This is a genomic window from Anaerospora hongkongensis (assembly GCF_004339805.1).
Lineage (GTDB): Bacteria > Bacillota > Negativicutes > Sporomusales > DSM-15969 > Anaerospora > Anaerospora hongkongensis.
The window spans coordinates 51,280-71,122 of sequence record NZ_SLUI01000004.1; the positions used below are offsets into that span (position 1 = coordinate 51,280).

The window sequence follows — 19,843 nt, forward strand, 5'->3', positions numbered from 1 at the left end:
TGAATAACCGATGCAAACAGGATTTTTCGGCTTTGTGAAAGAAAGATATGATAATTATCGTTATGAGGTGATGGATGTGTCGCTGCTGCAGCAAATTCAAATTACGGCCCAGCAGGTTGCTGAGGCAATTTCCAGCGTTCTGGGTATTGAGGTGACAATCGTTGATGATACTTTGACGCGGATTGCCGGCACGGGTGATCATAAACAGACGATTGGCCAGGTGGTTGCCGGCAGATCGTTATATCAGAAAGTACTGCAAGAGAAAAAAGAAATTATTATTACAGATGTTACGACCGATGCGCAATGCCGCGATTGCGACAGACAGCCTGTCTGCAAACAGCTGGCGGAATTATGCTGTCCCATCCTCATCGGCACGGAGGTTATTGGCATCATCGGCCTGATTGCCTTCTCGGCAGAGCACCGTCAGGAAATTATTGCAAAGAATGAACGGCTGCTGACCTTTATCCGGCGTATGGGAGAATTGCTGGCCGCGAAAGCGGCGGAAGCTGACAGTATGAACAGACTGCTGTTTATGAAGAATCAGCTTCAGACAGTATTGAATTTTATAACCGAAGGTGTTTTGGCCATTGATAATACTGCCAGAATCATCAGTATTAATTATGCTGCCGAGACGATGTTTCGGGTAAAGGCACAAGATGTGATCGGTTTTCACATCAATGAGGTTTTTCCTGGCAGTCCGATTCCTGATGTATTGCGGGATGGCGCCGGTTTTGCCAACCGGGAGGTCAACATCTGGCAGCAGGGCAGACAGCATCACTATATGATCAATGCCAAGCCGATGATTGTCGATGGACGCATCCAGGGCACGGTTGCCAGCCTGCGTTTGATAACTTCAGGAACGGATATAACCGGGAGCTGCCGCAAACAGGTGCTTGCTTTTGCGGATATCCTCGGGAGCAGTGCGATGATGGAAGGCGTTAAGGCTCAGGCCCGTAAAGCGGCGGCAACGGCCTCGACCGTACTGATTACCGGTGAAAGTGGTACAGGCAAAGAGCTCTTTGCACAAGCGATTCACGGTGAGAGCAGCCGGGGCAGCGGGCCGTTTATTGCTGTTAACTGTGCGGCTATCCCCGAAAATCTGCTGGAAAGTGAATTGTTCGGCTATGAGGAAGGCTCCTTTACGGGGGCCAGAAAGGGAGGGAAACCCGGAAAATTTCAACTTGCTAACGGCGGTACCTTATTCCTGGACGAGATTGGCGATATGCCGCTGTCCTTGCAGGCCAAAATGCTGCGGGTGCTGCAGGAAAGAGCGGTAGAGCCGGTAGGCTGTATGCGCGTCCTGCCTGTCGATGTGCGCATTATTGCCGCTACCAATCGCAATCTGGAACAGTTGGTCGCAGCCGGGCAGTTCCGCGAGGATTTATTTTACCGGCTCCATGTGTTTGTCCTGGAGATTCCTCCCTTGCGTGAACGGAAGGAGGATATTCGCGAGCTGGCGGATTATTTGCTGCGGAAACATGCCGCTTCTGCGGGTAAGGACGTCAGCGGCTTTACTGACGAGGCATATGGGACGCTGGAGCAGTATGACTGGCCGGGCAATATCCGGGAGCTGGAAAATGCGGTAGAATGTACGGTTATCCGGGCGGAAGGCAGCAGGATTACCAAGGCTGACCTGCCGCTGAAAGTCAGCTGTCAGACAGGGGAACGCCCCAGGCAGGCTAAGCTGCCAGTTGCAGTCTTACCTGCGGAGGAAATGGAGCGTCAGGCAATTACAGCGGCTTTGCAGCTGTTCGGGTTTACCGTTGAGGGGAAAAAACAGGCAGCGGCTCACTTAGGCATGGGGATTGCCACGCTCTATCGCAAGCTGAAAAAATACCAGCTTTAACCGAGGCACAAAAAAATAGGCGGCATAGTGCCGCCTAGTGGCTGCAGGGATTACCCGGCAGTGCGTTCCATGAGACTTTTCATTTCTCTTTTGTGCTTATACATGCGGTCATCTGCCAGGCTGAGCAGCGTATCAGCATCGGCAGCTTCGTCGGGATAACTGGCACCGCCTACCGCCAGCGAAAAGGCTGCGTCTGCCTGCTTTAGCTGAAGATTGGCGAAGAGCAGTTTCAGCTCGGCAATTTTGGTTTGGGCACTTTTGTGATCCATATAAGGGTAGAGGATGGCAAATTCATCGCCGCCCAGACGGGCAGGCAGATCGCTTTGGCGCGTTGCTTTCTTCAAATAGGCAGCGATGGTAAGCAGCGCTTCGTCACCGGCATCATGGCCAAAGGTATCATTAATATATTTTAAGTTGTTCATGTCCAGATAAATGACGGTAAAAGGGGTTTTGTACCGGTCATAGGCATAGACGGCTTTTTCAATTTCCTCAAAAAAGCGGCGCCGGTTGGGCAGGCCTGTCATACCATCTTCATAGGAAAGCTTGGTAACCAGCTCCTGATGCCGTAATTGGGCAACTGCCAAGGCGGCAAAAGTCTGAAACAGTTCGGCCCTTTCCATGTCGTCCTCATCGAAGCTGTTCGCTTTGCAGAAGATGTACACCATGATAAAGCCATGAAACCGCCCTTCTACTGCTAATGGCAAATAGAGGACTTGCTTAGCTTCTTTGAATAAGGGAACAAGCTGGAGAGAATAGTCGCCGGATAAGTTGTTCAGCAGCAAATCAATAGGAGAATTGTAAATGGCGACCTTTTGACCAAACAACTTCTGAAAATTATTAATATAGACCCCTTCGCTATGCGAGAAGATTTCCCCGTATTTTCCCCATTGATAGCTTGGTATAAAATGATTCGGGTCTTTTCCGGTAGTATAAAATGAGATCCTTTGGGCCTTAGGCAGGATCTGTTTTAATTTTTTTGCCTGGATTTCCATAATCGGCTTGAGAGAAATCGACTCTTTCAGCAATTCAGCGCTCATTTTGGCCATTTCACTTAAGTTGTAGAAATGATTAAATACGCCTGATAAATAAACGGCCTGATAGAGGAAAAGAAAGGAGATAAATTTATAAATATGGCCTAATAAGCTGTACGTGACAAACTCGCTGTTGAAAAATGTGAACGAGGCTTGAGAACAAAGCGAGAAGATTAGAAAATAAGCAATTTTCCCAGCCACACTGTCTTTTAAGGTGCTGCTCTTTGCACGAACCAGCCCAAGGGTCACAATATACAAAAGAATGAGCAAAAGCTCCATGGAGCTTTTAAGGAGCGGCAGGTTTTGCGGCCGCCAGGCTGCGGGCCAGTAATAGGTTACAGCCAGGGCCAGCCCGATAGCGGCAATGGCTGTGGACAGTGCAATTTTGGCCAGCTTATTGTTGTCTACATTTAATCTGCCGGGCCAGATCAGCATGGCTGCAACTGCCGCAACAGACAGGTAACGCGCGTATAGGCAAAGAAAGATCGATTTCATCTGAGGAAAGGTACCGGAATAGCCGGTGGCACCCTGATAGGTAAATACGTGCAATAGATCCATTGAACCTACGGCAAAGAAGGAAATTCCGACAATGATCAGCGATTGTCCGAGACTGCCTTCCAGGGCATCCCTGCTAATCCAGACGATATTGAACAGCGAAAAGGAGACGATGATCGAGATGAGTTCTAAAAAGGAGTGGATGCCAAGATAATTTCCGTCACTAAAGGCAGTGGGCAGAAAAGGCTGCAGCCAGACGAGTGCCAACAAACCTGACGCGGCGGCAAATATTGCAATAAGTGCTTTACGCGTTACATAATGCATAATATCCCGTCCCTTTTTTTCTTTAATTGTAAGCTATCGATAATGATTATTCAATAGTAATCATGAAATAAAGGTAAAGACTGCTAATTGCAGTCTTTACCTTTATTTCTGCTGTTGTTTCATAATCCGTTTCGCTTCGTACATACGGTCATCGGCCAGTTTTAAGAGCTGTTCTTCATTATCGGCTTCTTCCGGATAACAAGCTCCGCCCACGGCCAGGGAAAAAGTATAACTTTCGCCGTTTACCGTTAAGGAACTGAAACGGTGCCGGAGATCTTCAATGATCTGACAGCCATCTGCCAGGCCGGTATGGCGGAAGATAATGGCAAATTCATCGCCGCCCAGGCGCGCTGGTACATCGCTTTGCCGCGCTACCAGGCCGAGCTCTTCGCCAATCCGCTTTAAGGCGCTGTCGCCAGCGTGATGACCGATATTGTCGTTAATGAATTTTAAATTGTTCATATCCAGGTAAATCAGGGTGAAGGGGATGTCATATTGGTCGGCATCATATTTAATCTTGCTTAATTCTTCAAAAAAACGGCGCCGGTTAGGCAGTCCGGTCAGCGTATCCTGATAGGACAGGCGGGTTACTGTTTCCCGGTTGATCGCCTGCGCAATAGCAAGAGCGGCAAATTTTTGAAAAACAGCAGCTTTCTCCAGGTCTTCATGACTGAAGCTGCGGGTACGGCTGAAGGTATAAATGAAAATGTAGCCTAGATAAGTCCCCTTGGACATGAGCGGTACATAGAGCATTTGATGAGCTGCCAGGAAAGCCACACCAATTTCAGCTGTATATGCGTCAGTGCCGATATGTTCGGGAAGCTTTTTGGGCTGAGAGATAAGTGTCAGCCGGCAGCCGAGTTTTTCCTCAATATTAACAAAATGAATTTCCCGGCCCCGGTAGAGCAGATCACTGTAACGGCCCCAAACATAAACGGCCCGGTAGCAGTCACACGGTTTTTTAAAATAAACGCTGATCCGTTCGGCCTGAGGCATGAGTTTTCTTAATTTGCTCATCTGTACATCCAGCATTGTCTCCAGGGTAATATCGTCACTTAAAAACTCTGCACTCATTTTCGCCATTTCGCTCAGCGTATAGAAATAGTCGACTAACCCGGAAAAATAAACAGCGCGGAAGAGAAAATAGTAAGCTATTGCTTTGTAGACAGAACCGGCCATATTGAAGGTGTCATAAAGACTTGCATAGGAAATAAAGGCTGCTTCCGAAAACATACTAAAAACCAGATACCAGATAAGCTGGGAAGAAATCGTTTCCTGAATAGTACCACGGCGGTTCCATAATAGTTTGAAGCTTAGCAGGTAGAGCGCGATTACGCCATATTCGAGCTTGATTTTTAAGCTGGTAAGACCATATTGTTCGGTAGATAAGGGAGGTATCAAATAGAGGTAGTAGGTGGATAGCACCAGCGCCAGGGCTGCGAGGCTGACTACAAAGAACAAACCGGCGATTGCCGAACGGACAAGCGGCAGTCTTTCCCTTTCCAGTAGAAATATCGCGGCTAGAAAGGTGAGGGCACCTACATAACGGCCATACAGCCAAAGGAAGGCGGCTTTTTGTTCCGAACCGGGGGTTAAGAGAACGGGCATGCCATCATAAGCCATGGCATGGAGGAAATCGATAACGCCTACGGCAAAGAATCCTAAGCCCAGGCAGAGAATAAAGCGTCCCTGCCGGTCCTCGAGGCCGTCGCGCGTCAGCCAGGCCATTGTAAAAACAGCAAAAGAGACGAAGACGGAAATAAACTCTAAAACAGTGTGAATATATAAATAGTGATCTGTGCTGTCAACGACATAAAACTGAGACAGAATGGAGCCTATAAATAAAAAACCGCCACAGGCCCAAAGCAAACTGCGCCAGAAATCTTTTTCGAGCTGTTGCATAGTAAAAACCCCCTTTCCGGCGTGCTGTCATACTTTATTATATGAAGCAGCCAGATAAGGGGTCATAAATTGGAAAATCCATAATATGTAATTCTATAAATCACTTATCGCCGTTTGGCCTGAGGCTCCATATTCAGCCAGATGAACAGCCCGCCGTACAGTGAGAAAGCGCCAAGACCGAGTGCAATCCAGGAATAGCCGCTAAGTACGATATATCTGCCCGGCAGCGTGTGTCCCATTATCTGCACCAGATCGCCTGCTCCCAGCAGCAGGCCGCCTGCAACAATAAGTAAGGCCAGCAGTTTTTTCAACCGTTCGCTGGCATCCAGTCTGGCGGTAATCCAGACAGGTGCTATCGCTGCTGCACCAGCGAAAGCAAGGTGCAGCGGTAAGCGGGCATAAATTTCCTGCAGCAGGCTCAAAGTAGCAAACTCACCAGCAAAAGCAGCTGCCATAGCCGGATCACCTTTTGTTGCCATATTGAGAGCCATGTCCAGTGTATAGGATGCGGCAATATGCTGTTCAGGACGTAAAACAAGGTCATAATATAGGCCGGCAAAGGCGCTTAAGAGAAAAAGCAGCAGCCCGCCGGCAAGCAGAATGCGTTGACTGGTCATGATAACTCTCCTTAAAGTGGTGATATTGGCTAGTATTCCCAAACATTGGCGGTTCTATGTGGCGGCTGCTGGAAAGGAATAGCAGCTAACAAGCGCGAATATACCCTTTAACAAATTGTGTTTTTGATTTATGAAAACTTGGAGTGAACAGATTATGGTGCTGCTTAATTTGCGCCGTCTGCTGGCTGTTATTCTTTGTATTACCCTGCTGGCATCGACGCTTGCCCTGCCTGTTGCCGAGGCTTACAGTGTAAATGATGAGATTGAGATAGGTAAGAAGATTGGCAAGGCACTGGAAAATGAATATAAGCTTGTTGAGGATGCTGCCGTGCAAGAACGGGTAGAGCGGTTGGGGAGGACTTTGGCTGCCTATTCCGACCGGCCTGATTTGCCGTATACCTTTAAAGTCCTTAATGTAAATGAAGTCAATGCGCTGGCACTGCCCGGCGGGCCGGTATATGTATTCAAAGGCCTGGTGGATTTTATGAATGATGATGAGCTGGCCGGAGTAATCGGCCATGAAATCGGACATATTGTCAAGCGCCACTCCATTAAGCAAATGGAAAAAAACATGGGAATGACCTTATTGATGTTAGTTCTGCTTGGGGACAGGGGGCTGCCGCTGCAGAGCGTTCTTCAGCAGGCGCTGATGGCCCGCAATAGCCGGGAGGCAGAGGAAGAAGCCGATCATCATGGTTATGCGCTGACTCTTAAGGCTGGTTTTAATCCCTACAGCATGCTGATGGGGATGCAAAGGCTGGCTGAAGTAAGCGGCGGCTCTGATTTCGGCATGTTCGCTTCTCATCCGGAGCCAGAGGTCAGAATTAAGCGGCTGAAGGGCTACATACAGAAAAGCAAGATTCATCCTCAGGTTGTAACTGACGCCACATCAGTCCGTCTTATTGACGGGGAATGGACTTTTGATGCTTTTGCTGCATTGAGCGGTGAGCGAAAAACGGAGTTGTATGCTTATCAACTGGCCGGAGCGCTTTACCGGGTTTCCCAGAAGGCGGAGATCAGACCCGATTGGTTTGTTTTGGATAGGGATGGAGACAATGTAAGGATCTATTATGATGATATTATGATTCTCACCGTCACTGCCCAGCAAGCGGCAATTGCCGGCACAACGGCAGCGGAGCTGGCCGGTTCATTTATACCAAAACTACAGGAATGGGCCGCGCAGCAAAGCCGTTTACAACATAAAACAGAAGAACCGCCAAAAGAGGCAGTCAAATGACTGCCTCTTTCAATTTATCGTACTATAGCTGAAATCCCTCATTGAGATAAGGGGCAACTTTGTCGAGCGGAACGGCAATTTTTACATAGCTTGTGGCGTGGTCATTTTCGAGATAGTAGAACACAACGTCTGTCTTCGTAAAGTATACGCCCATCCAATCCCCCAGTACAGGCGGCTTGCTTACGGCAGGGTTGGCCGCGGCAGCCTGCTGCAGCAGCGCGGTTAACGCCTGACGGGATTCCTCATTGTTTTTAACCAAGTTGGATACTACGATTGGCTGGCGGGAGTTAAGATCCAGGTTAACGGAAGAAAGGATTTCCTGCTTGCCGTCACCTTGCCGCAGGCCTTTAAAAATAACACTGACGATTGCATTATCCTGGCGGGCTATTTCATAATCAACAGCAAACCGGGAGCCAGGATCAGACTGGCTGGTATATTTCAGCGCTGCTTCTTCCACTTCATTATTCAAAACACCCTGCGTGAGGATGCTTTCCAGCTGCTCGAATTGCGGATAATAGATGTCGCCGCTTTCAGCGTGGACATACTGACGTTTAATGGTATAGGCAGAATTGACAGCAGGCAGGGGCAGGGGATTGTTTAATAAATTGGTGGAGATTTTAATTTTTCGTACTTCCCAGGCGGAGTCCTGGTATTTCCACAACGTTTCCACTTCGGCAATCGGATCGGCGTTATAAGCGCCTACAATGCGCTGATATCCTTTTAATTCATAAACTCCATCCCGGTCGGTGTCGGTTGGCTCAAGCAGCGAAAAGGGGTAATGCCAGGGGCGTTGATCTTTGAGGATATGGCCGGTCTCATCATAAATTCCCAGCCGGACATAATCGGCACGGTTGCGTCCGTTGTCAATAATGATGGATTTTCCTGTCTCGATATTGGTAATCTCTGTTTTAAAGCCTTCCAGAAACTTTCCGGTGAAATTAGCTCCCCGGTTATTGTCGCTGGCAAAGATAATAGCAGGGCTGCCGCCAGTAAATGTGGTGATCCGGTGGTCCACTATGCCACCGCTTCCTCCTGTGGGCGCAGAGACCATAACATCCGCTACGTGGTCACCGGTAAAGTCGCCGACAAACAGTTTGCCTTCGTACCCACCCATATCCAGCTCTGTTGTCTGAGTCTGACCTGTCTTACCGTCACGAACGGCTAGCAGCATTTTTTTGGCATACCGTTCAGTTGGATTCTCTTTGTAGCCGGCAAGAACAATCGAATCGGCAATGCCGTCGCCGGTTACATCGGCGTTTGTGTTGTCAAGTGGATAAGTATTGGCAGGCAAGGCGGCCAGTGGTATGGTTTTGGCGGGGTTATTGGAGGCCGCCCAGGAAAGTGCCATTGGAATAGCCAGTAAGGTAACGGCAACAGCGGCAGCAAATTGTTTTCTCATAGCAAGTCCTCCTGCAGCAAATATAAATAGTAAAAGTTCTCTCTCTGAATATAACGCTGGTTGGACAGAAAAGTAACTGGTTCGGCTGCAAAAAAAGCTGCCAGAGTTACCTGGCAAGCTGAAGCAGTTAGTGTTCGGTTATTTTTTTGGCCATATCAGTAAGCTCGGCAGCCATAGTATTTGTTGACTGAGTAGTGCTTGCTATTTCCTGAGTAGCGCCCACAATTTGTCCGATGATGGTATTAACATTCGTTATCTGCGTACAGGTCTGGTCATTATCCCGCCGGATTGTTTTAATAATCGAATCAATCTTGCTGATTGATTCGGCACTGTAACTGGCTAGTTTTCGTATTTCCTCCGCAACGACGCCGAAGCCGCGTCCCTGTTCACCTACTCTGGCCGCTTCGATGGCGGCGTTCAAGCCAAGCAAGTTGGTTTGCACCGAAATATTGCGGATCATATCCAGGACCTGATCGGTTTCATTAGCACGGGCTTGCGATTCTTTCGAGGTATGAGCAACACTTGCCACAATAGAAGCTAATTCTTCCGTCTGTGCTGATATTTCCTGTGTTGTATTGGTCAGGTTGTGAACGGCGGTATTTAAATTAAGAGCCATATGGGATAAGGCCTCATAACGCTCAATGGATTGTGATACACTGATCGCTCCGACTACCTGTCCATTTTCACCGGCAACGGGGCAAGCCAGGGCCATAAAAGCCTGACCGAATCTTTCCTTGTCGACCTTGGAAAAGAAACGTTTCTTCTCTTGCATACAGCGATCAATAGGCAGTCCTTTTTTTACCGCCTCACCAATTGTGTGATGGAGATTTAACGTTTTGCCGGGCAGGTAGTAAATAATTTTTTCTCTGTCAGTAATGCAGATACCGGCATCATCGAGTAATAAATTAGGCAATAATGGCGCACAATCAATGAGTCTCTGTAGAGCAGGATCGATAGTGTCATTCATCATCAAAATTTAAATCCTCCCGATAACAATCTTCATGAAAACGTTTGCAGAATTCTCATACTTAGTAGTTCTGTAAAGGCCTATAAAATCCTCCTAATATTCCCAAAAATTCGATAATTTCCGTCAGAACTGGTAAAGCTGTAAAAAAGACCACATACCGCCGGCACTGCTGGCGGTATGTGGTCTTTTCTATACTAAGTCGTGGCGGGGAGACCATAGAAACGAAAGGCATGGGAGCCGGAGGATTTTGCCTGGTACATCGCTTTATCGGCGGAAAGAAGCATTTCCTCGGCATTGTCTCCGTCGAAGGGATAAATACTGATGCCGATGCTCACACCGATTTGCACAATGTTATCGTTGATGCGCATCGGACTGCGAAAGGCTTCTAATATCCGTTGGGAAACCAGCTGTGCTTCATCGTAGCTGCGAATGCGGGGCAGAATGATGACGAATTCGTCGCCGCCCAGGCGTGCTACCGTATCGCCTTTGCGGACAATTTCCAGCAGCCGGGCTGCTAATAATTGGAGCATACGGTCACCATTGGCATGACCAAAATTATCGTTAACCTGCTTGAACTGATAACAGTCGAGGAACAGGAGCGCCATCATTGTTTCTTCCTGCTCGGCCTGAGAAAGGGCAATAGTCAGGCGGTCCCAAAAAAGCAGCCGGTTAGGCAGGTTGGTAAGCGAGTCGTGATGAGCCTGATAGCGAATTCTCTCTTCTGCCTTTTTGTGAACGGTAATATCCCGTTGAATGCCAAAGTGACCGGTAATATTTCCGGCGTCGTCGTACAGGCAGATATAATCGCCTTCAATCCACAGCTCAGTCCCGATAGAGAGGCTGTGCTGCATATCGATACGCAGGCGTCCGGCGTCAAAAAACTGGCGCCACACGGATTTGGCGTAGTCCAGATTATTCGTAAACAGCTCAGCCGGTGTCTTGCCGATAAGCTGTTCATGGGTGGTTTTATACTGGTTAATTAAAGCCGGATTAATCCGTGTCAGCCGTTCGTGGTGCATGACATAATCAAGCACGGCATCCTTATCAATCTCATCATTCCACCGAACAGGCTGATCAAGTGTCATAACAAAACAGCCATCCAGCGATTGGGAGAAAAACAGCTCAAGCAGCTGCTGCTTTTGATAGAGCCCTGCTTCTGTTTTCTTGCGTTCGGTTATATCCGACACCTGCCATAAATGGCCATAAAATTCATTTTTTATAAAGACGGGCATATAATTATAGCCGAGTACCCGGCCATCAGTAAGACGGTATTCTAAGTTCGTTGCTTTTGTGCGGCAGCCACTGACTTTAGTGATATGTCTGCTAAAGCTTCTGCTGCTGCCTACCAGGGGATGAAACCGCTTAAGCAGTTCCTGCCCGTTTATACCAACGAAAGTATCTGTTGCCGGTAAATGCCACATATGACAAAAAGAATCATTAATAAACAGCACATTGTGGCGGCTGTCTTCCAGCAAAAGCGCGCAGTCCAGATGGTTAAGGCTGGCTGCCAGTTCAGCGCTGCTTAGCTCCAGGCGTTGATTGGCCTGATTCTCTAATTTCATTATACTTTGGGGAGACATGACTATTCACCTCGGGTGCAGTATAGGGAAATACTGCGGCATGGCTAAGGTTATTCTATCACGCTCTCCCTAAAATTGGAAGACAATTTCCAATCATAAGGAGGAATATTCGCTTCTTTACTATCCTATGCAAATCAATCAGCACAAGAACCGCTCGATTGAAAATTTATAAATAAGTGAATATAAAAACAAAGGACTTTTATCATTCAAGCGGCGAATTTTTCCAGTAATAAGCGATATATTTAGGTAAGGGACGTGAACATGGCGATGACAAGCAATGAAGCCAGTGATTTTGACCTGTATCTATTTCACGAAGGACGGCACTTCCATAGTTATCGCTTTATGGGTTCCCATATCCGGAGCATTGAAAACAAGCAGGGAGTGCAGTTTACCGTATGGGCTCCTAATGCAGCCGCAGTTTGTGTGATCGGCGATTTTAACCAGTGGCAGGGTAACACGCACTGGCTAAACCGAATCAGTGATTCAGGAATGTGGACCTTGTTCGTACCGGATGTTTGTGAGGGAATGCTGTACAAATACGAAATTCATACCACGGACGGCAGAGTGCTGCTGAAAGCTGATCCTTATGCGTATGCTGCTGAACTCAGGCCTGGCACTGCCTCAAAAGTCACTGCTGTTAACCGCTATCAGTGGGGTGATGACGAATGGCGCAGCCGGCAGCGCACGGTCAGCTACCGCAGTCCGATGGTTATTTACGAAGTTCACGCCGGTTCCTGGCAGCGTAACAGCGACGGCTCCTTTCTGACTTACCGGCAACTGGCAGAACAGTTAGTGCCCTATGTTGCTGCTATGGGCTATACGCACATTGAGCTCTTGCCGCTGGCTGAGCATCCGCTCGATGAGTCCTGGGGATATCAGGCAACAGGCTATTATGCGGCGACCAGCCGCTACGGCGACCCCGCTGATTTGATGTATTTGATAGACTGTTGTCACCAGCAGGAGATAGGAGTCATCATGGATTGGGTTCCCGGGCATTTTTGCAAGGATGACCACGGCTTGCGGCAATTTGATGGTACGCCTTTATATGAGCACTGGCAGCGCGACCGGGCCGAGAACTATGGCTGGGGAACGTTGAACTTTGATTACAAAACACCTGAAGTGCGCAGCTTTCTTATCTCGAATGCGTTATTCTGGATGCAGATCTATCATGTTGACGGGCTGCGGGTAGATGCTGTCGCCAGCATGCTATACCTTGATTATGGCAAAGAGACGGGACAATGGTCGCCTAATGAATTTGGCGGCAGAGAGAATGTGGAAGCCATTAGTTTTATTCGCCAGTTGAATGAAGCAGTATTTGCCGAATTTCCCGATGCCCTGGTCATGGCTGAAGAGTCAACTGCCTGGCCGCTGGTTACAAAGCCTGCCTATCTGGGTGGCCTGGGCTTTAACTATAAATGGAATATGGGCTGGATGAACGATACGCTGCGGTATATGGCACTTGATCCCATTCACCGCCAGCGGGAGCATCAGCTGCTTACTTTTTCGCTTATGTACGCTTTTTCGGAAAACTTCGTTTTGCCTTTATCGCATGATGAGGTTGTACATGGCAAAAAGTCATTGCTTGATAAAATGCCCGGTGATTACTGGCAGAAATTTGCGAACCTCAGAGCTTTCTATGGTTACTGGATGGCTCATCCGGGTAAAAAATTGCTATTCATGGGCGGCGAGTTTGGGCAGTTCATCGAATGGAATGAAGCGCAATCGTTGGACTGGCATTTACTTGATTACGAAATGCATGGAAAACTGAAAGGGTACGTACAAAATCTCAATCAACTATACCGCAGCCAGATGCCTTTATGGCAGCTGGACCATGACTGGCAGGGCTTTCAGTGGATTGACTGCGATGATTACCGGCAAAGTGTAATCAGCTTTTGCCGAACTGATGTGGAGAATCATTTTATCATTGTGGTTGCTAATTTTACACCGGTAGTTCGGTATCAGTACCGGATTGGTGTACCCAAGAGCGGTTGGTATAAGGAAATTATGAATAGCGATGCAGCAATTTACGGTGGTTCAGGCCAGGTAAATGCAGTTGTGTCGACGGAGACTAAAGAATGGCATGATCAGCCATATTCGCTGGAGTTGAAGCTGCCGCCACTGGCCTGCATCTATTTGCAGTGGACAGCAGAGCTTGCTAGTGATTGATTGTTAGTAGGGGAGGGTGTGACGAGTATGATGAAAAAAGAATGTGTAGCAATGATCCTTGCCGGAGGCCAAGGCAGCCGGCTGGGTGTACTGACCAAAAGCCTGGCAAAGCCAGCCGTACCCTTTGGTGGTAAATACCGCATTATTGACTTTCCGCTCAGTAATTGTCATAACTCCGGCTTGGATACGGTTGGTGTGTTGACACAGTATCAGCCATTTGCACTGCACAATTATCTGGGAATCGGCAGTGCCTGGGATTTAGACCGCAAAACGGGCGGTGTCTTTGTACTGCCCCCCTTCGTGAAAGCACGCGGCGGCGAGTGGTACAAAGGCACCGCAAATGCCATTCACCAGAACGCAAATTTTATCGATCAGTTTAATCCTGAATATGTGCTGATTCTGTCGGGCGATCACATTTACAAAATGGATTACTGCCAGATGCTGGAGTATCATAAGCAAAAGGGCGCTGAGGCGACCATAGCTGTAATTGAGGTTCCCTGGGAAGATGCAAGCCGTTATGGCATTATGAATACCGACGAAGCACATCATATCCTTGAATTTGAGGAAAAACCGAGGAAACCGAAGAGTAATCTGGCTTCCATGGGTGTATATATATTTAACTGGAGTCTGCTGAAAAAATATATGGAGGAAGATGATCAGGATAAAGGCTCCAGCCATGACTTTGGGAAAAATGTTATCCCGAAAATGCTGAAAGGCAGTCAAAAGCTGTTTGCGTATCCTTTCCGGGGCTATTGGCGGGATGTAGGAACGGTAGAAAGCCTCTGGGAAGCAAATATGGATTTGCTGACTGAAGAGCCTGCTTTAAATCTGCACGATTATAACTGGCGCATTTATTCCGTTAACCCTACTCAACCGCCGCATTACATTGCTGCTACCGCCCAGGTACGCTGCTCGCTGGTCAGTGAAGGCTGCCAGGTATTTGGCGAGGTTGATCACTCGGTTCTTTTTCCGGGAGTTCACATTGGAGAAGGCGCCGTTATCCGTGATTCAGTTTTAATGCCAGGGGTGAATGTCGGACGCAACTGCCGGGTGGAGCGCACCATTATCGGCCATGACGCTGTGCTGGCCGACGATTGTGAAATTGGCTGCCAGGGAGAAGGCGTAGATGTCACGGTTGTTGGCGAAGGTGCATTCGTACCGGCAGGTACGCAGGTTCCGCGAAGTGCTGTAATCGAGTAAGAAGGAGGGCAGGATGCAGATGAAAAATGTTCTTGGTCTAATCAACTTACATGAAAATGAAGAGTTTCTGAAAGAAATTACCCGACACCGCAGTCTGGCCGCCGTGCCTTTTGCCGGACGGTACCGGCTGATTGACTTTATTCTTTCCAACATGGTGAATTCGGGCATATACAATGTAGGAATTCTGGTTCCCAACAAATACCGGTCTTTAATGGATCATCTCCGCTCCGGCAAAGAGTGGGATTTGGCGCGCAAGCGGGATGGATTGTTTATTCTGCCGCCTACTCATGCGCATTACGCAATGGGGATTTATAAAGGGGATATGCAGCATTTTTATAACCATTTGGACTACATTAAGCGCAGCGCCCAGCAATATGTCCTGATTGCCGGCAGTCATATGGTTTGCAACCTGAATTTTTGTGCCGCCTTTCAATTTCATGTTGATGAGCAGGCTGATGTTACCGTTATTTATAAGCCGGAAGCGGAATGTGCCGGCGATTTTCCCCGGGCGACCGCAGTTCGTCTGGAGGGCAGCCGGATTGTTGATATGGAAGTGAATCCGGGGAAAACAACCTGCAGCGATATTTCGATGGAAATGTATATTATGTCAAAAGAACGGTTAATTGAAATTGTCGAGAATTGTGTATCCCGCGGCGAATTCGATTTTGTTAAAGACGGTATTATAAAAAATATCAGCCGCTTAAAAATTAATGGTTTTCCGCATCACCAATATGTGGCCAAGATTAATTCAATCCAGAGCTATTTCAAGCATAATATGAATTTGCTGAACTCTAATGTGTGGGAAGAGTTATTTGCCAAGAGCGGTCCGGTTTATACAAAAGTAAAGGATGAGGCTCCTACCAACTACCGTCAGACGGCCCAGGTGGCTAATTCTCTGATTGCCAATGGCTGCGTAATTGAAGGCCGGGTGGAGAACAGTATTATCTTCCGGGGAGTCAGGGTGCATAAAGGAGCGTATATCAAAGACAGCATCATTATGCAAAAAGGTGAAATTGGCGAAAACGCCATGTTGGACAGTGTAATTTGTGACAAGGACGTACATATTACTGCCGGCCGCAGTTTGAAAGGAGATCGAAATTACCTGCTTGTTATAGAGAAAGGGATGGTGATATAGGAATGCCGAAAGTACTGTTTGTCGCTGCCGAAGCAGTTCCCTTTATCAAGACCGGCGGTTTGGCCGATGTTATCGGATCACTGCCGAAAGAGCTTGTAAAAGAAGGGGTTGATGCCCGGGTTATCCTGCCGAAATACAGTGAAATACCCAGTCATTACCGGGAAATAATGGAACCGGTCCATACTCTTGAGGTTCCGGTTGGCTGGCGCCGTCAGTATTGTGGTATCGAAAAACTGGAGTACCAGGGGATCACCTTTTACTTTATCGACAATGAATATTACTTTAAACGCAAGGGACTGTACGGGCATTATGATGACGGCGAGCGCTTTGCCTATTTCTGCCGGGCTGTGCTCGAGTCCCTGCCGTATCTGGATTTTACACCGGATATCCTGCATTGCCACGACTGGCATACCGCAGTTATTCCGGTATTGCTTGCTGCACACTACCGGGAAGCGTATCCTGAGCTGCGCACGGTATTTACTATTCACAATCTGCTCTATCAGGGGGTCTTTGCCAAGGAAGTACTTGGTGATCTGCTTAGCTTAGGAGATGAATATTTTACCGCGGGCAGACTGGAGTTTTTCGGCGCAGTAAACTACATGAAGGGCGGACTGGTGTTTGCTGACCGGTTAACGACCGTGAGTCCCACTTATGCGGAAGAAATTAAAACGCCGTATTTTGGCGAAAAGCTGGATAGCTTGCTGCAGAGCCGTGGCAATGACCTGTATGGCATTATTAACGGACTCGATTATGACTTGTACAATCCGCGCATTGACGACTGCATTGCTGTTCCTTATACCTGGCGGTCTAGCGGCCGGAAATTAAAAAATAAAATGAAGCTGCAGGAGCATGTGGGTTTACCGGTAAGAGCTGATGTGCCTGTCGTGGCGATCGTATCCAGACTGGTAGCGGCTAAGGGGCTTGATTTAGTGGCCCATGTAATTGAAGAAATAATAGCGGAAGATATTCAGTTAATTGTACTTGGCACAGGTGAGGAGCGTTATGAAGGTATGTTCCGGCTGGCAGCGCACCGGTATCCTGACAAGGTATCAGCCAATATCTTTTTTGGCGAAGAATTAGCGCATAAGATCTATGCCGGTGCCGATATTTTCCTGATGCCTTCTTGCTTTGAACCTTGTGGAATTGGTCAACTGATTGCGCTCCGGTACGGCACACTGCCTGTTGTAAGGGAAACGGGAGGGCTGAAAGACACCGTTCAGCCTTACAATGAATATACTGGCGAGGGAAACGGCTTTAGTTTTGCTAATTATAATGCACACGATATGCTGGATACTCTGAGGCGGGCACTTGCTGTTTATCGGCAGGGGGATGTTTGGGAACGGATTATCCGCAACGCAATGCGCAGTGACTATAGTTGGAGTCAGTCGGCGCAACAGTACCGGGAGCTTTACCATCAACTCGTTTGAATTGATCAAAATAGATGAATGCCTGACAGTAAGTATAAGAGAATGCTTTTATAATGGGGGGAGTTTATGTTTACTGACTGGCAAGCCTTTCGGGCAGCCTTTCTGAATCAATTACAGTCGATGCACGGCAAAAGCCTTGAAGAAGCTTCCCCTGAGGATAAGTATACGGCTTTGGCTGTAATGGTGCGGGAATATATCAGCAATGCCTGGGTCCAAACGAATAAGCACTATGAAAACAAAGGGGAAAAGCAAGTCTATTATTTTTCCATTGAATTTTTGATCGGACGGCTGCTTGGTGCCAATCTACTCAATATTGGCGTCCGCTCCGAGTGGGAAAAGTGGCTGGCAGAATTAGGGATTGACTTAAACCAGTTGGAAAACGAGGAACCGGATGCCGGTCTGGGCAATGGCGGCTTAGGTCGTCTGGCCGCTTGTTTCCTTGATTCGATGGCATCACTGCAGCTTCCCTGTCACGGCTGCGGCATCCGCTATAAATACGGGCTTTTTGAACAAAAGATCCTGGACGGCTACCAGGTGGAACATCCGGATAACTGGCTGAAAAACGGCTGTATGTGGGAAATCCGTAAGTTTGATAAGGCGGTACAAGTTAAATTCGGCGGAACTGTCTGGTCAGAGGAAAAAAACGGCAAACTGGTTTTTCACCATGACAATGCGCAGACCGTTCTGGCTGTTCCCTACGATATTCCGGTAATCGGCTATCAAAACAGTACGGTGAATACGTTAAGGCTGTGGAGTGCCGAGACGGTTCAGGAGGATTTTGACTTACTGGCATTTAATCAGGGCAACTATGTCAAAGCAGTAGAGTACAAATATTCGATAGAATCAATTTCGGAAATTTTGTATCCTGATGACAGCCACTATGAAGGCCGTGTGCTGCGCTTAAAACAGCAGTATTTTCTGGTTTCCGCCGGCCTGCAGAGTATTGTGCGCCGCTTTAAGAAAAAACACGGCTCGATCCTGGACTTTGCCGAGAAAATTTCGATTCACATTAATGATACTCATCCGGCAATGGCAATACCGGAGCTGATGCGCATCTTAATGGATGAAGAAGGGCTGTCCTGGAATGAAGCCTGGCAAATTACCAAAAATACCATTGCTTATACCAACCATACCATATTGCCGGAGGCTTTGGAAAAGTGGCCGGTTGATATCATGAAGTCATTGCTGCCGCGAATCTTTATGATTATTGAAGAACTGAACAAGCAGTTCTGCAGTCATCTGTGGAGTCATTATCCCGGAGACTGGCAGCGCATTGCTTCTATGGCCATTATTGCTGATAACTATGTACACATGGCCCATCTGGCCGTGGTTGGCAGCTACAGCATTAATGGAGTTGCCAAAATTCACACGAACATCCTGAAACAGGATGTTATGAAAAACTTCTATCATTTCTATCCCTACAAGTTTAATAATAAAACAAACGGGATTACTCACCGCCGCTGGCTGCTGAAAGCCAATCCTGATTTAGCGCGGTTAATTACTAATTCAATCAGCCCCAGCTGGATATACTATCCCCAGTATCTGAGTACGCTCCTGCGCTACTCGGAGGACGCTGCCTTTCTAGAAGCGCTGGATAAAATTAAAGAAACCAATAAAATGAACTTTGCTAACTGGGTGCACAATAAATATGGCATCACGATTGACGGCAGTTCGATTTTTGATGTTCATGTCAAGCGGATTCACGCCTACAAACGGCAGTTAATGAATGCGCTGAGAATTCTCGAGTTGTATACGCGGTTAAAGGAAAACCCTAATCTGGAAATGGTACCGCGAACTTTTATTTTTGCTGGTAAGGCGGCACCTGGCTATTTCCTGGCAAAGCGGGTAATTAAGCTTATTACAACCTTAGCCGCGGTTATTAATAATGACTCCACCATTCAAGGCAAGATGAAGGTCCTGTTCCTGGAGAACTATAGTGTATCCCTGGCAGAAATGATTTTTCCTGCTGCTGATGTAAGCGAGCAAATCTCTACTGCCAGTAAAGAGGCCAGCGGTACCGGCAACATGAAGTTCATGATGAACGGCGCGGTGACGATCGGTACGCTTGATGGGGCAAATATCGAAATTCATGAAGAAGTAGGCGATGATAATATTGTCATTTTTGGACTGACTGCCAAAGAAGTGATGAATTATTATCAAAATGGCGGGTATCGTCCGTGGGAACTGGTGCAGTCCGATACGCGCCTGCGGAAACTGCTGGATCAGTTGGTAAATGGAAGTTTGCCTGTGCCGCGCGAGGAATTCCGCGTTCTCTATGATTCTTTGGTCAACAGCGATGAGTTTTTTGTACTGAAGGATTATGCTGCTTATGTGGAAGCTCAGGAAAAAATTGATATGCTTTATCGCGACAACAGCCGCTGGAATAAGATGTGTTTGTCTAATATTGCTCATTCCGGCAAGTTTTCCAGTGACCGTACCATATCAGAATATGCCATCGGAATTTGGAAGGCCAAACCGGTAGTCATTGGCGATATTCTGGAGCCCTATTAATCTTTT

General features: G+C 47.6%; 13 protein-coding genes. 7 read left to right on the forward strand and 6 right to left on the reverse strand.

Going from position 1 to position 19,843, the window contains the following annotated elements:
- Positions 1–34: 34 nt before the first annotated feature.
- Positions 35–1,846 (forward strand): sigma-54 interaction domain-containing protein, encoded by a 1,812-nt coding sequence (locus EV210_RS23305; protein ID WP_279388493.1) that lies wholly within the window; start codon positions 35–37, stop codon positions 1,844–1,846.
- A gap of 50 nt (positions 1,847–1,896) precedes the next feature.
- Here EV210_RS23305 and EV210_RS06750 read toward each other — a convergent pair whose 3' ends face one another.
- From EV210_RS06750 to EV210_RS06760, 3 genes are all read right to left on the reverse strand, one after another.
- On the reverse strand, positions 1,897–3,696 hold the full coding sequence (locus tag EV210_RS06750; protein WP_132077548.1) for a sensor domain-containing diguanylate cyclase: 1,800 nt from the start codon (positions 3,694–3,696) through the stop codon (positions 1,897–1,899).
- A gap of 102 nt (positions 3,697–3,798) precedes the next feature.
- Positions 3,799–5,598 carry an MASE3 domain-containing protein gene (locus EV210_RS06755; protein ID WP_132077551.1) on the reverse strand — a complete coding sequence of 600 codons (1,800 nt, stop codon included), beginning with the start codon at positions 5,596–5,598 and terminating at the stop codon, positions 3,799–3,801.
- Between the two features lie 104 nt (positions 5,599–5,702).
- Entirely contained in the window at positions 5,703–6,215 is a 513-nt protein-coding gene (locus EV210_RS06760) for a hypothetical protein (RefSeq protein WP_132077554.1), read from the reverse strand.
- 154 nt (positions 6,216–6,369) lie between these two features.
- Between EV210_RS06760 and EV210_RS06765 the strand changes: the two genes are divergently transcribed.
- Complete coding sequence (locus EV210_RS06765) at positions 6,370–7,452, forward strand: M48 family metallopeptidase (protein WP_207900676.1); 1,083 nt, start codon at positions 6,370–6,372, stop codon at positions 7,450–7,452.
- Between the two features lie 22 nt (positions 7,453–7,474).
- Here the strand turns inward: EV210_RS06765 and EV210_RS06770 are convergent, their stop codons facing one another.
- From EV210_RS06770 to EV210_RS06780, 3 genes are all read right to left on the reverse strand, one after another.
- Positions 7,475–8,851, reverse strand: coding sequence for a hypothetical protein (locus EV210_RS06770; protein WP_132077560.1), 1,377 nt, complete (start codon positions 8,849–8,851; stop codon positions 7,475–7,477).
- A gap of 127 nt (positions 8,852–8,978) precedes the next feature.
- Positions 8,979–9,821 (reverse strand): methyl-accepting chemotaxis protein, encoded by an 843-nt coding sequence (locus EV210_RS06775; RefSeq protein ID WP_132078271.1) that lies wholly within the window; start codon positions 9,819–9,821, stop codon positions 8,979–8,981.
- Positions 9,822–10,012: 191 nt separating this feature from the next.
- On the reverse strand, positions 10,013–11,398 hold the full coding sequence (locus EV210_RS06780) for a sensor domain-containing protein (protein WP_132077563.1): 1,386 nt from the start codon (positions 11,396–11,398) through the stop codon (positions 10,013–10,015).
- A 261-nt stretch (positions 11,399–11,659) separates the two neighbouring features.
- On the opposite strand from EV210_RS06780, the gene glgB reads away from it, so the two are divergent.
- The 5 genes from glgB (at position 11,660) to EV210_RS06805 (ending at position 19,837) form a co-directional block, all read left to right on the forward strand.
- Entirely contained in the window at positions 11,660–13,564 is a 1,905-nt protein-coding gene (glgB, locus tag EV210_RS06785; protein WP_132077566.1) for a 1,4-alpha-glucan branching protein GlgB, read from the forward strand.
- A gap of 27 nt (positions 13,565–13,591) precedes the next feature.
- Complete coding sequence (locus EV210_RS06790; protein WP_132077569.1) at positions 13,592–14,764, forward strand: glucose-1-phosphate adenylyltransferase; 1,173 nt, start codon at positions 13,592–13,594, stop codon at positions 14,762–14,764.
- Between the two features lie 13 nt (positions 14,765–14,777).
- Positions 14,778–15,899, forward strand: a complete 1,122-nt coding sequence (gene glgD, locus EV210_RS06795; RefSeq protein WP_341539049.1) for a glucose-1-phosphate adenylyltransferase subunit GlgD — start codon at positions 14,778–14,780, stop codon at positions 15,897–15,899.
- A gap of 2 nt (positions 15,900–15,901) precedes the next feature.
- Positions 15,902–17,326 (forward strand): glycogen synthase GlgA, encoded by a 1,425-nt coding sequence (gene glgA, locus EV210_RS06800; protein WP_132077572.1) that lies wholly within the window; start codon positions 15,902–15,904, stop codon positions 17,324–17,326.
- A 66-nt stretch (positions 17,327–17,392) separates the two neighbouring features.
- The gene (locus EV210_RS06805; protein ID WP_132077574.1) at positions 17,393–19,837 is read left to right on the forward strand and encodes a glycogen/starch/alpha-glucan phosphorylase; all 2,445 of its coding nucleotides are present in this window, start codon (positions 17,393–17,395) and stop codon (positions 19,835–19,837) included.
- The last annotated feature ends 6 nt before the right edge of the window (positions 19,838–19,843 follow it).